12 protein-coding genes are annotated in these 13419 nt (G+C 70.9%); 2 read left to right on the forward strand and 10 right to left on the reverse strand.

Translation table 11 applies throughout. The features are described 5' to 3' along the window. Nucleotides 1–13: 13 nt before the first annotated feature. Both J7E96_RS02455 and J7E96_RS02460 read right to left on the reverse strand, forming a co-directional pair. The gene (locus J7E96_RS02455; protein WP_215126946.1) at nucleotides 14–490 is read right to left on the reverse strand and encodes a tyrosinase cofactor; all 477 of its coding nucleotides are present in this window, start codon (nucleotides 488–490) and stop codon (nucleotides 14–16) included. Nucleotides 491–632: 142 nt separating this feature from the next. Beyond that, on the reverse strand, nucleotides 633–1139 hold the full coding sequence (locus J7E96_RS02460) for a hypothetical protein (protein ID WP_215126948.1): 507 nt from the start codon (nucleotides 1137–1139) through the stop codon (nucleotides 633–635). A gap of 142 nt (nucleotides 1140–1281) precedes the next feature. On the opposite strand from J7E96_RS02460, the gene J7E96_RS02465 reads away from it, so the two are divergent. Then, nucleotides 1282–2547: a cytochrome P450 gene (locus J7E96_RS02465; RefSeq protein WP_215126950.1), complete on the forward strand. Its 1266-nt coding sequence runs from the start codon at nucleotides 1282–1284 to the stop codon at nucleotides 2545–2547. 139 nt (nucleotides 2548–2686) lie between these two features. Then, nucleotides 2687–3973, forward strand: coding sequence for a glycoside hydrolase family 26 protein (locus J7E96_RS02470; RefSeq protein ID WP_215126952.1), 1287 nt, complete (start codon nucleotides 2687–2689; stop codon nucleotides 3971–3973). On the opposite strand, the gene J7E96_RS02475 is transcribed toward J7E96_RS02470, so the two are convergent. From J7E96_RS02475 to J7E96_RS02510, 8 genes are read right to left on the reverse strand one after another with little or no spacing between them, the layout of a single operon-like run. Continuing rightward, nucleotides 3918–5129 (reverse strand): GNAT family N-acetyltransferase, encoded by a 1212-nt coding sequence (locus J7E96_RS02475; RefSeq protein WP_215126954.1) that lies wholly within the window; start codon nucleotides 5127–5129, stop codon nucleotides 3918–3920. The genes J7E96_RS02470 and J7E96_RS02475 overlap by 56 nt on opposite strands. Beyond that, nucleotides 5126–5863, reverse strand: coding sequence for a lipopolysaccharide biosynthesis protein (locus J7E96_RS02480; protein ID WP_251069284.1), 738 nt, complete (start codon nucleotides 5861–5863; stop codon nucleotides 5126–5128). Before J7E96_RS02480 ends, J7E96_RS02475 begins: the two co-directional genes overlap by 4 nt. Further along, on the reverse strand, nucleotides 5860–7029 hold the full coding sequence (locus tag J7E96_RS02485; protein ID WP_215126956.1) for a glycosyltransferase: 1170 nt from the start codon (nucleotides 7027–7029) through the stop codon (nucleotides 5860–5862). Before J7E96_RS02485 ends, J7E96_RS02480 begins: the two co-directional genes overlap by 4 nt. Beyond that, complete coding sequence (locus tag J7E96_RS02490) at nucleotides 7026–7784, reverse strand: polysaccharide deacetylase family protein (RefSeq protein ID WP_215126958.1); 759 nt, start codon at nucleotides 7782–7784, stop codon at nucleotides 7026–7028. Before J7E96_RS02490 ends, J7E96_RS02485 begins: the two co-directional genes overlap by 4 nt. Further along, a complete protein-coding gene (murJ, locus tag J7E96_RS02495) occupies nucleotides 7774–9525 on the reverse strand; it encodes a murein biosynthesis integral membrane protein MurJ (protein ID WP_215126960.1) in 1752 nt (583 codons plus the stop codon). The genes J7E96_RS02490 and murJ overlap by 11 nt, the downstream gene beginning before the upstream one ends. Further along, entirely contained in the window at nucleotides 9522–10835 is a 1314-nt protein-coding gene (locus tag J7E96_RS02500) for an O-antigen ligase (RefSeq protein ID WP_215126963.1), read from the reverse strand. Before J7E96_RS02500 ends, murJ begins: the two co-directional genes overlap by 4 nt. A gap of 2 nt (nucleotides 10836–10837) precedes the next feature. Further along, entirely contained in the window at nucleotides 10838–12274 is a 1437-nt protein-coding gene (locus J7E96_RS02505; protein WP_215126965.1) for an exopolysaccharide biosynthesis polyprenyl glycosylphosphotransferase, read from the reverse strand. Further along, on the reverse strand, nucleotides 12271–13392 hold the full coding sequence (locus tag J7E96_RS02510) for a glycosyltransferase (protein WP_215126967.1): 1122 nt from the start codon (nucleotides 13390–13392) through the stop codon (nucleotides 12271–12273). The genes J7E96_RS02505 and J7E96_RS02510 overlap by 4 nt, the downstream gene beginning before the upstream one ends. Nucleotides 13393–13419: the final 27 nt, after the last annotated feature.

Below are 13419 nucleotides of genomic sequence, written 5' to 3' on the forward strand. Positions count from 1 at the left end.
GACCTTCCCCTCTTCAGATGCTGTGCATGGGGGATGCCGACAGCTGGGCGTCACCCAGCTCGTCCACCGCCGCGCGTGCCGCGTCGAGCAGCGTGGGGAACGACTCGTAGTGGTTCACCAGGCTGAGATAACTGCCGTCGGCGCGCCGCATGACATGCAGTGGCCGGCCGTCGATGCGTACCTCGGCGTCCCGTACGGCGGCGACGGTCATGGCGTCACCGGCGGCCCGTACGCGGCCGGCCGCCCTCGCGGGCAGTGTGACCCTGGCGGTCCCCTGGATGTGCCGGCCGCGGTACGTCTCGGCGAATCGCTCGGCGAACCGCTCCTGCACCGGTCCTGCCGTGCCTCCCGGCCTCTTGGCGAGGATCGGGGCGAGCGCGCCCGCGGTGCCCGCGATCACGCCCATCGCGAAGACGCCACGCAGCAGAATGCGGCGGGTCAGGGAATCCCCTCGCACGGTCGCTGCGTTCCTGCGCGTGATCAGGCCCATGCCGAAACCCCTTGCCCTTCGCGTTGGTCCACTCTTGCGATGTGCGCATGCCTCGGTTTTGACAACGACCCGTCGGCGAAACAGTTCTCGTGGGGCAGGTGGCCGGCGCCTGTGAGAGACGCCGGCCACCGGATGCGCGACCTCAGCCCATGAGCAGGGCGCCGGCCGGCGTGCCCTGCAGCATCGGCGAGACCAGCCCGAGCTGGGGCAGTACCGGCTCGGGCAGCCCCGAGAGGTCCTCGCGGGGCGCCGACAACGGCGCACCCGCAGTGGCGCCCGGCGCCCTCAGCATCAGATCGGAGGCACCGGAGGCGGCGCGCAGCGCGCCCAGGTTGCCCTCCCCCAGCGGATCCTTCACGGGGAGTTCGACCTCGGTCTCCGGCAGCTCGGCCGTGAACGGCACCGCGGGCAGCGTCTTCGCCGGCAGGAGCCGGCCGGTGACGTAACGCGGCCCGTCGGGTACGCCGGCCACGGGCACCGGCACTCCGGTGCGCAGCCCGGGGGCGTGGACCGGCAGAACCCGCTCCAGGTGCTCCAGCGGCAGGTCGACCGGCGCCGACGTGCCGGCGGCGGCGGGAGAGGCCGCCGCCGCGGTCGCCATGCACGCCATGAATGCCGCCGTGACAGAGCCTCGGATGGTCAACTTCATTGATACGTACGTCCCCTCTGATTCGCAGACACGCTGTTGCTCTGCAAGAACGAGCCAAACGCCCGAACCAGTGCATAGTTCCCCCGTCCGCAGCAACCGACTCGGGCCAAAACGGCCGCCCGAGCTCCCGAAGGGTGTAGCTATGAACATCCCGACGCAGGCGTCCACGCAGCACATGCTGCGGGCGCACAACGCCGATCTCGCCGATCCGCTGTTCTGGCAACTGCCGCGCTCCGAACGGCTGAAGGCCTTCGCGCTGCTGCGCGGGCTCGACGCCCCGGTGCGATTCGGGGAGAGTAAGGGCAAGAGTTTCTACGCGCTGGTGAAGCACGCGGACGTGATGGAGGCAAGCCGGCAGCCGCGGCAGTTCGCGAGCGCTCCGGGCGTCACCACTCCGGAGCCGGCCGCCTGGGCGAAGGCCGTCTTCGGGAATTCCATGGTCAACATGGACGGCTCCGAGCACGCCACGATGCGCCGAATCGTCTCCCGCGCCTTCACGCCGCGCCTGCTCGCCGCCGCCGAGGAGGACATCCGCGATGTCGCCAGGCGTGTGGTGGACGAGATGATCGACCGGCGGCCGGGCGACTTCGTCCCGTCGGTGGCTTCCCGTATGCCGTTCGAGGTCATCTGCAACCTGATGGGAATCCCGGAACGCTATCGCCCGGAGATCGCGGACCGCGTCAACCACGCGTCCGAGAATGTCGGCGTGAAGCGCGGCCTGCGGGCCAGGCTGCGGGTGCCGGGGCGCGGTCTGCGGGCCCTGGCCCATATGCAGCTCGTCATGGCGAAGCTTGCCCGTGAGCGCCGCCGCCGGCCCACCGACGATCTCATCTCGGCGCTGGTACGCGCGGACATCGATGGCCAGTCGCTCTCCTCCCGCCAGCTCGGCGCCTTCTTCTCGCTGCTGCTTGTCGCCGGGGTGGAGACCACCCGTAACGCGATCGCCCACGGGCTGGCGCTGCTGACCGAACACCCGGAGCAACGGGCCCTGTTGGTGTCCGACTTCGACCGGTACGCCGACGGGGCGGTGGACGAGATCGTCCGTCACTCGACACCGATCATTCAGTTCCGCCGGACGGTCATCGCTGAATGCTCGCTGGGTGGACGGGAGTTCCATCCCGGTGAGAAGGTGGTGCTCTTTTACGCTTCGGCCAATCGCGACGAAACGGTGTTCACCAATCCCGATGTCTTCGACATCACCCGCGACCCGAATCCGCATCTGGGCTACGGCGGCGGCGGGCCGCACTACTGCCTGGGGTCACATCTTGCCCGGCAGGAGATGAAGGCCCTCTTCCACGAGCTGCTCACCCGGCCACGGGATCTGCGGGCGGTGGGAATTCCGGAACTTGTCGACTCGAATTTCGACAACCGGGTCCGTGCCCTGCGTTTCGCCTTCGACCTGTCCTGAGGAATTTCACCCGAGTGGCCGTTTTCGAGGTGGCCCGTATCGCCAATGGCCTACTGACCGGCATTCAGACAGCCCATTAGTACGACTTTCTGCCTACTGTCGGACGCGTCGGTAAGAACGACCGATCGTAGGAGGAGTCATGGCTAAGAGGCGCCGTCTCACCGGCACCTGCATCGGGACGGTTGCCATAAGTCTCGTCGTCGCCGGTGGTGTTCTCGGGGGAAAAGCGGCTGAAGCAGCGCCGCCCGTGTTCACGTCGGAGGATCCCCGGCCCGCCATCGGCGCGTATCTCGGCTACGGGCCCGACGGCGTGACACGGATGGCTGAACTGTCCCAGTGGCTGGGCGGTGCGGACCTCTCGGTCGGGCACACCTACCTGCCGGGCGATGTCTGGGCGAACATCGAAGGCCGCCCCGGCTTCCTGCGCTCCTGGGCGGACTGGCGGCGCGGCGCGGACGACCGCATGTTCGTGCTCAACGTGCCCATGCTGGAGCGGAACGAGGAGCGCCTCGACGACGACGAGGTCCGCGCACTCCTCCAGGAGGGCGCCGGGGGCGGCTTCGACCACCACTACCGGAAGCTGGCCACACGCCTGGTGGAGCTGGGCGTACCGGACACGGTGATCGTCCTCGGCTGGGAGATGAACGGCACGACGTACTCACATCGCTGCGGACCCGACCCCGAGGCCTGGAAGACGTACTGGAACCGCATCGTCGGTGCCATGCGGTCCGTTCCGGGCCAGAAGTTCCGCTTCGACTTCGCCCCGAACCGCGGCATCGACTCGATTCCGTGGACCGAGTGCTATCCGGGCGACGACGTCGTGGACATCATCGGCATGGACTCGTACGACCAGCCTCCCGGCGACACCTTCGACCAGCAGGTGTCGGATCCGTACGGGCTGCAGGCACAGGTCGACTTCGCCGCCGAGCACAAGAAGGCGATCTCGTATCCGGAGTGGGGGCTCTTCCGCAACGGCGACAATCCGGAGTACATGAGGCGGATGCTCGACTGGATGGACGAGCACAAGCCGCTGTACCAGACGATTACCGACTACTGTCCGCACGGCGTCTGGCAGTGCGACGAGAACCCGCAGTCGTCGGAAGTCTTCCGCGAGAAGCTGTTCGGGCGGAAGCAGCCGCCGGGTACGCCGACTCCCGACACGCCGGCGCCCGACACGCCGGCGCCCGCGCCCACACCGCCGGGCCCGGCGCCGACGCCGCCCCAGGCCCCCGCGCCTTCCGTGCCGAAGCCGGCGGAGAGCAAGCCGGTCAGGCCCACGCCGACCGATCCGCCGGGGAAGCCGGACTCCGACGAGGAATGGTGCGTGCCCGTCGAAATGGGCGAATGGATCAACCGGTGGATGCGTGACTTCACGGTCTGTGTGAACCCCGGGACTCCGAAGCACTGGAAGCACTGGAAGTCCTGACCGCACCGTCCGCCCGCCAGCTGTTCACCCGGTCACGCCAGTCACGCGCCGCCGGAAAGCGCGTACTCACGGTCTCGGCGGCCCGGTCCCGCATGGTCACCTGCGACTCGCGCACGCGCAGCAGGGGTTCCAGGGCGGGCCGGGCCAGCAGCAGCCGCTGGTTGGTGACCGTCGCCGGCCGCCAGTGGTTCTTGTACGGTTCCGATCCCCGCAGCAGGCTCAGCACGCCGCGGCCCGAGCCCGCGGCCAGGTCCGCCTCGTGGCGCAGCAGCATCGTCGTCACGTCCACCTTCTTGTCCCGGAGTGCCGGGTCGGCGCCGTACAGGTAGCCGCCGGACAGGAGGCCGGACTGGAGCGTCATGCTCACCGCCACCACGTCGCCGTCCAGCCGGAACTCCGTGACCGCCGCGTCACCGTCGCGCAGCATCCGCCGCCCGGCGCGCGCCAGGTGCTCGGCGAATCGCGGTCTGAGGTGCTCCACGTTGACGCCGCGGCCCCGCCACTGGAGTTCGTGCAGGTGGAGAAGGCGGCCGATGGCTCCGGGCACGTCGTGCTCGGGTACCTCGCGCTCCTCGATCTTCAGGGCGTCGATCTTGCGCAGCTTGGCCCGTACGCGCTGGGCCCGGCTGCTCTGCATCCGCTTGAGGAGCGCGTCGATCGGCTCGGCGGGCAGCTCCATGCACGTCGAGTCCGTGAGGTGGGCCCGGGCTCCGGTCCATCGCTCGTACAGCAGCTCGGCCGCCGCGCCGGGCCGTACCTCCCGCAGGTCGATCACCGCCTGGCGGGCCGCGCGGTCGAGTCCGCGTTCCAGTGCCGTGATGGCGTCCTTCGTTTCGTTGGCGTCGACCAGTACGTCGGAGAAGTCCGAGATCGCGCCGCCGATGGGGACGAGCAGTGGCATCGGGCGGTGCACGAGCATCAGCGGCGCCGCGCCGATCAGCCGGCCGTCGCGGCGGGCCAGTACCACACGGAGCCGGCCGTTCGTCCCGTACGAGAGCCACCAGGAGTGGAGCCAGGCGTGGCTCTGGAACGGTGTGGCGGCGGCGCAGCGGCGGTGGAGTCCGTCCCACTCCTGCGGGAGCGCGGCGAACCGGGCGGGATCGCGGCACAGCGTGACGGTGAGGCCCCGGTCCCGCCGGCCGCCGGGCGCCGTCACACCAGCTCCCGGTCGGCGTTGTTGTTGGCGTTGGAGTTGGTGTTGGAGTTGGTGTTGGAGTTGGTGTTGGCCGTGGCGTGGGCCGTGGAGGGTGCGGGCACCGACGCCGTCCTGCGGGGGCGCCTCGGCCGTACGAGGAGCGCCAGTCCGCCGATCAGGCCGCCGGTGCTCGCCCCCACGGCCGCGCTGATCGGGACGGAGGGAGAGACCGGCTCGGCCGGCGCGATCGCCCGGGAGAAGACGAGCAGCTTCACGCCGGTGTTCTTGGAGACGTGGTTGCTGCTGACGAGGACGGCTTCGGCTACGGCGTTGGCGATGTCCGCCGCCCCGGCCGGCTTGGCGGCGGTGCCGGTGATCGCGATCATCGGCGAGTCGGGGGAGGTCTGCGTACTGACCTGTGTACGCAGCGCCTTCGGCGGGACCCCCGCGGCCACGCGCGCGTACGCGAGGGTGGAGTCGCTGGTGGTGATCCGGCCGTACGCCTGGGCGTAGCCGAGCGCCGCGGTGGGCTCGATGCCCTTGCCGGGGACGGCTACGACGTAGCTGGTGGCGGCGTACTCCGGGGTCTTGAGGGCGCCGTACGACACTCCGCACAGCGTGCCGAGGAGGGCGCAGACGGGGACGGGCCACCACGCGGGGAGGCTGGTGGCTTTGACTTGTTGTCCGGTCTTCGTCAGGAGCCGGCTCATCCTTCCGGGGGCGGTGGGCTGCGGCTGGTCGGGTGACTCTGTCATCGGTGTGTTTCTCTCCTGGTCGAGGGAGTGGAGGCGAGTGCGTGTTCGTATACGTCCATGAGGCGTGCGCTGCTGCGCGCGATGTCGTAGTGGCCGACGGCGGGCGGCGGAACCAGGCGCCGTGCTCCGCCCTCCATCTGCCGGCGCAGCGCCGCCGTCAGCTCTCCGACGTCGCCGGTGATGCGCCGGGCGCCGGGTGAGTGGCCCGGAGGCAGGTCGTCGATGGCGGGGCAGGTCCGGTGGAGTACGGGCAGGCCCGCGGCCAGTGCCTCCACCACGGCCAGGCCGAAGGCCTCCTCGCGCGACGTCGAGACGAAGACGTCGACTGCGGAGAGCACCGCGGGGACGCGGACGCGGACACCGGGCGTACGGCTGTGGGTCTTGGTGACGCCGCCGGTGTCGCCGGAGCAGTCGCCCAGGAAGCGGATGCGGTCCGTGGCTCCCAGGCGCGCGGTCAGCGTGCGCAGTGCGTCTGTTTCCGGGCCGTCGCCGGCCAGCAGCAGCCACGCGCCGGGCAGGGCCGCGACCGCACGGACCAGTACGTCGAACCGCTTGCCGGGGACGAATCTGCCCACCCCACCCACCACGAACGCGTCGGCGGGGACGCCCAGTTGTGCGCGGGTGGTGAGGCGGCGCGCGGCGTCGAAACGGAAGCGCGCGGCTTCGATGCCGTTGGGCACTACGTGGATGCGCGCGGCCGGTACGCCCCAGTCGCGCAGTCGCCCGGCGACGGTGGCGGAGACGGCCACGGTGGCGGAGCCCAGGCGTTCGGTGCCCAGGTACAGCGCGCGGGCGCCGCGGGTGAGCGGGCGGCCCTCGATCTCCGTCTGCCCGAGGGAGTGTTCGGTGGCGACCGTGGCCTTGACCCCGGCCAGCCGTGCGGCGATCCGCCCGTAGACGCAGGCGCGGTACAGGTGCGTGTGGACCAGGTCGTACTTCCCGCGCCGGATCAGGTTCGTCAGCGCGGGCAGGGCCTTGAGGTCCCGGTTGCCCCTTATCCCCAGGTGGACGACCCGGACGCCGTCCGCGCGCAACCCCTCGGCCACCGGGCCCGGGTTCGTCAGCGTAACGACGTCGCAGGGCACGGGCAGGTGTCGCAGCAGCAGCCGCAGTTGCTGTTCGGCGCCTCCGGTGCCCAGTCCGGTGATGATGTGCAGTGCCTTCATCGGCCGGGACCCCGTACGGCGAAACGGTGGCGCAGGCGCTTCGCCCGGAGGCGGAGGCCGCCATCGGCGTGGCTGATGTGCGTCCTGGGCAGGGCGTACGCGCCGAGCGGCGGGTCGGGGGCGATCGCGAAGCCGTAGGTGTAACCGGCGGCCCGCACCGCGTCGGCCACCCGGTCGTCGACGATGCCGTACGGGTAGCAGAAGCTGTCCGGGGCTGTGCCGGTGATGTCGCGGATCAACTCCCGGCTGTGGAGGGTTTCCTGGCGCAGGTCGGTGTCGGACAGGGTGGTGAGGTCCTGGTGGTAGAGGCCGTGCGAGCCGATCCGCATGCCGGCTGATGCGGCCGTTCTGATCTCCTCCGCCGTGAGCAGCCGCTTGCGCGGGCCCAGCGCGTCCCACTCGTTGGAGCCGCCGCAGCGGCCGGGCAGGACGAACACCGTCGCCGTGCACTCGTGCCGGCGCAGCACCGGCAGCGCCTCGTGCAGGAAGTCGGCGTATCCGTCGTCGAAGGTCAGTCCGACGAGGCGGCCGGCGCGGCCCGCGGCGTGGGCTCGCAGGAGTGTGTCCACGTCGACTCCGGTGAGTCTTCGGCGGCGCAGCCAGGTCAGGTGCCGGTCGAGGCGGTCGCGGGCGACGGTGATGCCGTACGGGTCGTCCGCCGGGTCGGCCACCGAGTGGTACATCCAGATCCATGGCTGGGGGTGGGGGGCGCCTACGGGGCGTTGGGCGGTGCGGGTTGTCGTTTCAGTGGCCATGGTGGAACCTCTGTCGGGTTTGGGCCAGCAGGTGAACGACCTCTGGGGCTCTTACCGCGAGTCCGCAGAGGACGAATACGGTCGGGACCAGTACGCAGCCGACGGTCAGGCTCAGCAACGGGTCCGACATCGTTGGTGCGGCCGCCGCGCCCGCCGTGGCCGCCGCTGCCGCCGCGAGCGTCAGGCGGCCGAGGGAGGCGGTGATGGCCCTTACCCGTACGGGGACCACGCGTGAGCCGAGGCCCGTGAGCAGGAGCAGCGCCGTCGTGCTGATACCGACCGCGTTCGCCGCCGCGATGCCGTGTACGCCGAAGCTGCCGACCGCGGCGGCGCCGGTGGCGGTGGTGACGACCAGGCCCGCGGCCATTGCGGCGGCCGGGTACCAGGTGGGGCGGCTGGTGGAGAAGAACGGCCTGCTCAGGGCGCCTACCAGGCAGTGGCCCAGGAGGCCGACGGCGTACACGCGCATGACGGTTGCCGTCGTGGCGGTGTCCTGGGCGTCGAACGCGCCGCGTTCGAAGAGGACTTCGATGATCTGCGGCGCGTAGCCGAGGATCAGCGCTGTCCCCAGCAGGACGACCATTCCGGCCAGGGCCAGGTCCCTTTCCACCCTGCGGCGGGCTCCTTGTTGGTCTCCCTCGGCCATGGCTCTTGCTACGACGGGGTACGTCACCGTGCAGATCATGAGCGACAGCACCATCGGCATCTGCGCGACCTTCTGCGCGTAGTTCAGGTGCGAGATGGCGCCGCCGGGGAGGGACGACGCGAGGAAGCGCTCGACCAGGACCTGGGCCTGGCGGCTCACCGCGAAGAGGACCACGGGGGCCAGGACGGCTGTGCCCAGGAGTGGGGGGATTGTGGTGCGGGGGTGTTTGTGGCGGGGCCAGTGGGGCTTTACCAGGTGGAGGAACGTGGGGAGTTGGGTCAGGATCATCAGGAGGCTGCCTGCGGCCACCCCGGCCGCGGCTGCTCGTACGCCCCAGAGGGAGTGCAGCGTGAGCATCGTGACGATGATGCCTAGGTTGTACGCGGCGTAGACACCGGCCGGTTGCCAGAAGCGGCCGTGTGCGCGCAGGGCGGCGCTGAAGTATCCGGTGATGCCGAAGGTCAGTACGGTCACCGCTGTGAGGCGGGTGCAGTCGGTGGCCAGCTGGGGGTTGCTGAAGCCCGGCGCGAGGACCTTGACGATCCAGGGCGCGCCCAGGATCAGGGCCCCGGCTGCGCAGGACAGCAGGGCGAACAACCGGGGCAGGGTGGCCCGTACCAGCGTTCTCACGGCGTCGCGCTGGGCGGCTCGGCGGGCGATGGCGTGGCTGAAGGCGGGGACCAGCAGCAGCGCCATCGCGTCCTCGATGAGGAGGGTGGACGCCATCTCGGGCAGGGTCCAGGCGATCAGGAAGGCGTCGCTGTCGACGCTCGCGCCGAAGAGGTGGGCGATGGCCTGGTCGCGTACCAGACCCAGCAGCGCCCCTGCCGCGGTCAGGCCGGCGGTGACGGCGGCGGCCCGCGCCAGAAACCGGCCCAGCTTCGGCGGATGCGGCTCGCGGGGCTGTGGGGTCGGTGCCGCGCCGTGGCGTCTCCTCGGACGCCGAACGTTCGGGTAGCGCGTTGTTTCTTCGGGATCGTTGCGTTCGGCGCCCTGCGGGGAGCGCCCCGGCACGTCCCCTCCCGGCACCGTGTTGCGCGGGGCGGGGCCGGGCTCGTCGAGTGCCCGCGTGGGGTGGGCGGGGGCGTCTGTCATGCCCTCTCCTCGGACGGCGCCAGGGCCCACCAGGCGGCCAGGCCCAGGATGATTCCGGTGAGGACGGTCGAGGGGCCGCCGATGTCGGCGTAGAGGAAGTCGACCGTCTGCCAGGTTGCCAGGCCTACTGCCGCCAGGCCGCAGTCCGCTGATGTGGTGGGCGATCTCAATCTGCGCAGGGCTGCCAGGAGGATCGCCGCCCAGCTTGCCAGGAATGCGGTGAGGCCGATCAGGCCCTGTTCGGCCAGGACCAGGAGGTACATGTTGTGCGGGGAGAGCAGGGCTTGTTTGTGGAAGCTCTGGCCCGCTCCCGCGGTGTCGCTGCCTGAGGAGAGAGCGATCGACGCGTGGGCGTCACGGTGGGCGGGGAAGCCCTTGAGGCCCACTCCGGTCGCGGGGCGGTCCTGCCACATGCTCGCCGCTGCGGTCCACATGGTGTAGCGGTCGGTGACCGAACGGTCGGGCGCTTCGGTCACCTCCGTAATGCTGGTGAGGCGTTGGGAGATCATCTCTGAGCCGATGCCGAAGCCGCCGACGAGGATGACTGCGGTTGCTGTGACGGTGGTCAGAGCTCGTACTGCCTGGCGCCGGCCCGTGAGGAGGATCATGGCGAACGCGGCGATGAGGGTGGCGATCCAGGCTCCTCGGCTGAAGGAGAGCGCCAAGGGGACGGTCAGTGCGACTGTTGCCGTGATCGCGCAGGGGCGCAGGTACGGGTGAGCGTTCTTGGGCGGGCGGAGTGCGAGGGCGAGTGCTGCCAGGAGGCCGTAGGAGACCACTGTGGCCATTCCCATGACGTCGGTGGCGCCGAAGGTGCCTACTGCTCTGATGTCCTCGCCCATGTACGACGCGCCGGTGCTGGTCGCGTACTGGTAGACCCCTGTGGCTCCTTGCGTTACCGCTAGGGCGATCAGTGCGGTCGTGATGATCCGGAAGTGGTCCGGGGTGCGGAGGAGGAGGACTACCGCCGCGGGGACCAGGACGAAGACCTGGAGGTAGCGGACGAAGCCGGTGAGGGCGGCTGTCGGGTCCGTGGCGGTTGCCGTTGCCACGGCGATGGCTACGGCGGGCAGGCCCAGGACCAGCGCGGCCGTGGGGGTGAGCGGGCGTCGGCGTCGGTGCAGTGCTTGCGCGAGCGCGCTGAGCACCAGGGCGCAGGAGGCCAGGTCCGCTGGTGTGATGTTCGCCGATGTGTCCGCTCCCGCGGTTTGGATCGGCGCCGCCAGCAGCAGCACTGTGGCGATCAGAGGCAGGAGGGGCAGTCGGTCGCCGCGCAGGTGCGGTACGGGTGTGGTCCACACTGCCGTCATGCTCAGCTGCCTCCGAGCCGGAACAGGGAAGCGGCGGTGCGCATGAGGATGCACACGTCCTGCCAGAGCGACCAGGTCTCGATGTAGAGGTTGTCGAAGCGCGCTCGGTCCTCGATCGAGGTGTCGCCGCGCAGTCCGTTCACCTGGGCCAGGCCGGTGATGCCCACGGGCATGCGGTGGCGGGCCTGGTAGCCGGGGTAGGCGTGGCTGAATTTGGAGACGAAGTACGGGCGTTCCGGGCGGGGGCCCACCAGGCTCATGTCGCCGCGCAGGACGTTCCAGAGCTGGGGAAGTTCGTCCAGGGACGTGCGGCGGAGGAGGTTGCCCGTCGAGCTCATGCGGCGGTCCGTGGCCACGCTCCAGCGGGTGGCGGACTCGTGCTCGTCGGCCGGCCTGAGCGTACGGAACTTGAGGAGGGTGAAGGGGCGGCCGTCGCGGCCGATGCGCTCCTGACGGAAGATCACGCCGGGGCCGTCGGCCAGGCGTACGGCCAGGGCGCAGGCCGCCATCACCGGCGCTGCCGGTAGCAGGGCCAGCGCGGCGACGAAGGCGTCCAGCGCTCTCTTGGCCGCGTGTGCCACTGGGTTGTGGAGCCGGGTGTGGAGGGGGCGTACGGCGAAGCCCCAGAGGTGGTCGGCGTGGTGCGGCGGGGTGCGGCCGTCCACCTGCCAGAGGCGGCAGTCGTGCTCGGCGAGGAGCGCGACGAGCGCTGTCGCGTCGGGGGCCTGCTCGGGCGGGTGGGTGAAGACGGCGTGGCGTACGGAGTTCTGGATGACCGCGCGGCTGACGTCCTCCAGGGTGGCGAGGACGGGGAGTGTCTCGGTGGCGTTTGTGGGTGAGGCGTCGATTCTGCCGACCGGGCGCAGTCCGTACTCGGGCCGCTCCTGCAGGGCCGCCGTGACCTGTTGGGCCACCTGGCCGCGGCCGACGATCAGTGCCGACTGCGGGCGCCGGACGGCCGTCCTGCGGCGGGTCCGGTAGACCAGGGCGCGGGCGGTGCAGGTGAGGGTTGTCTGCGTGGCGGTCGCGAGGGTGATGGCCGCCCAGGTGACTGTGTGCTCCGGGGCGTACGCCGCGAGGGCCTCTGCTGTGGCGTACCACTGGATCAGGGCGAGGACGAGGAGTGGGGGAAGCTCGGTCAGCGCTGACGGGGACAGGCGTGCGCCGTAGAGGCCCCGGTACGAGTGGAGCGCCAGCATGAGGGTCGCGAGCGGGGCGAACACCATGGCCGGCCACGGCATCAGGGCCAGAGTGAGGGCCAGCGCGAGGGCGTCGGCGGCGATGAGGCCCGCGACGGGGCCGCGTCGGCGGATGCTCCGTGGGGCGAGGGGTACGGGGCGGCGGCCGGTGGCGCTGCGTGGCGGGTGTACGGATGGAGCCGCGAGCGGTACGGCCGTGGCCTGGGCGGTGTTGGGTGCGAACGCACTCTCCGTCGTCATCGCTCGGTGCCCATCCTCGTCGTGGGTCGGTGCAGGCTGAGAAGTTCCCGATAGAGGCCGCTGACGGCTGCGGCGGTCTTCCGTACGTCGCAGGTCGACCGGGTGTGGGTCTGCGCCGCGCGGCCCAGCGCGTCCCGGAGACCGGGGTTGGTCAGCAGCTTGGTGAGTGCCGCCCCGAGGGCCGCCGGGTCCTCGGGCGGTACGAGGCAGTGGGCTTCGTGGCCGGGCGGCAGGCTCTCCCTGGCGCCGCTGACGTCGGTGACCACGACCGGTCTGCCGCAGGCCATGGCTTCGAGCGGAGCAAGGGCCATGCCCTCCCAGCGGGACGGCAGGACCACGATGTCGGCCGCGTGGAACCAGGGGCGGGGGTCGCGGCTCGCGCCGGCGAAGAGAACGCCGGGGTGGGGGTCCGACATCAGCCGGTCGCGGTCCGGGCCGTCGCCCACCAGTACCAGCCTGGCGCCGGGTACCGTCCGGGCCACGTGTTGCCAGGCTCGCAGCAGAATGTCCTGGCCCTTCTGACGGCACAGGCGGCCCACGCAGACCACCAGCGGGGTTCCGGCGGCCATCCCGGTCAGCAGGGGCAGGGCGGCGCGGGCGGGGGCCCGGCTCGCGCCCTCGTCGGGGCGGAAATGGCGGAGGTCGATGCCGTTGCGGATCACCGACCAGCGGGCGGCGATGCCGGCCTCCTCGCCTGTTTTACGTTCGGTCTCGCTGACGCACAGGGTCCTGGAGGTCCAACGGGTCCCGTACCGCTCCCATTTGAGGGCGAGTGCCGCCTCACGGCCCTGCACGGCTTCGAAGGACCAGGCGTGCGGCTGGAAGACCGTGGGCACCCGGCCGCGTACGGCCAGCCTGCCCGCGAGCCCGGCCTTGGCACTGTGGGCGTGCACGACATGGGGGCGGCTCTGGCGGATCAGCCTGGCCGCGGTCATGACTTCGCCGGCCAGGGTGGGACCGGGAGCTCGTACGGCAGGCCAGGCGTGTACGTACGCGCCTGCCTCGGCGGCCTCGGTCGCCAGCGCTCCGCCCGGCGGGCAGGCGACAACGGTGCGCAGGCCTTCACGTGTCTGCGCTCTGACGAGATCGGTGACAACGCGCGCAACTCCCCCCTCCACGGGCTGAACAAGGTGAAAAACCGTCAG

The organism is Streptomyces sp. ISL-96, from assembly GCF_018614035.1.
GTDB lineage: Bacteria > Actinomycetota > Actinomycetes > Streptomycetales > Streptomycetaceae > Streptomyces.

Coding starts and splice junctions, on each gene's coding strand:
- J7E96_RS02455 (WP_215126946.1), bottom strand. CDS start 490: ATGGGCCTGATCACGCGCAGGAACGCAGCGACCGTGCGAGGGGATTCC.
- J7E96_RS02460 (WP_215126948.1), bottom strand. CDS start 1,139: ATGAAGTTGACCATCCGAGGCTCTGTCACGGCGGCATTCATGGCGTGC.
- J7E96_RS02465 (WP_215126950.1), top strand. CDS start 1,282: ATGAACATCCCGACGCAGGCGTCCACGCAGCACATGCTGCGGGCGCAC.
- J7E96_RS02470 (WP_215126952.1), top strand. CDS start 2,687: ATGGCTAAGAGGCGCCGTCTCACCGGCACCTGCATCGGGACGGTTGCC.
- J7E96_RS02480 (WP_251069284.1), bottom strand. CDS start 5,863: ATGACAGAGTCACCCGACCAGCCGCAGCCCACCGCCCCCGGAAGGATG.
- J7E96_RS02485 (WP_215126956.1), bottom strand. CDS start 7,029: ATGAAGGCACTGCACATCATCACCGGACTGGGCACCGGAGGCGCCGAA.
- J7E96_RS02490 (WP_215126958.1), bottom strand. CDS start 7,784: ATGGCCACTGAAACGACAACCCGCACCGCCCAACGCCCCGTAGGCGCC.
- murJ (WP_215126960.1), bottom strand. CDS start 9,525: ATGACAGACGCCCCCGCCCACCCCACGCGGGCACTCGACGAGCCCGGC.
- J7E96_RS02500 (WP_215126963.1), bottom strand. CDS start 10,835: ATGACGGCAGTGTGGACCACACCCGTACCGCACCTGCGCGGCGACCGA.
- J7E96_RS02505 (WP_215126965.1), bottom strand. CDS start 12,274: ATGACGACGGAGAGTGCGTTCGCACCCAACACCGCCCAGGCCACGGCC.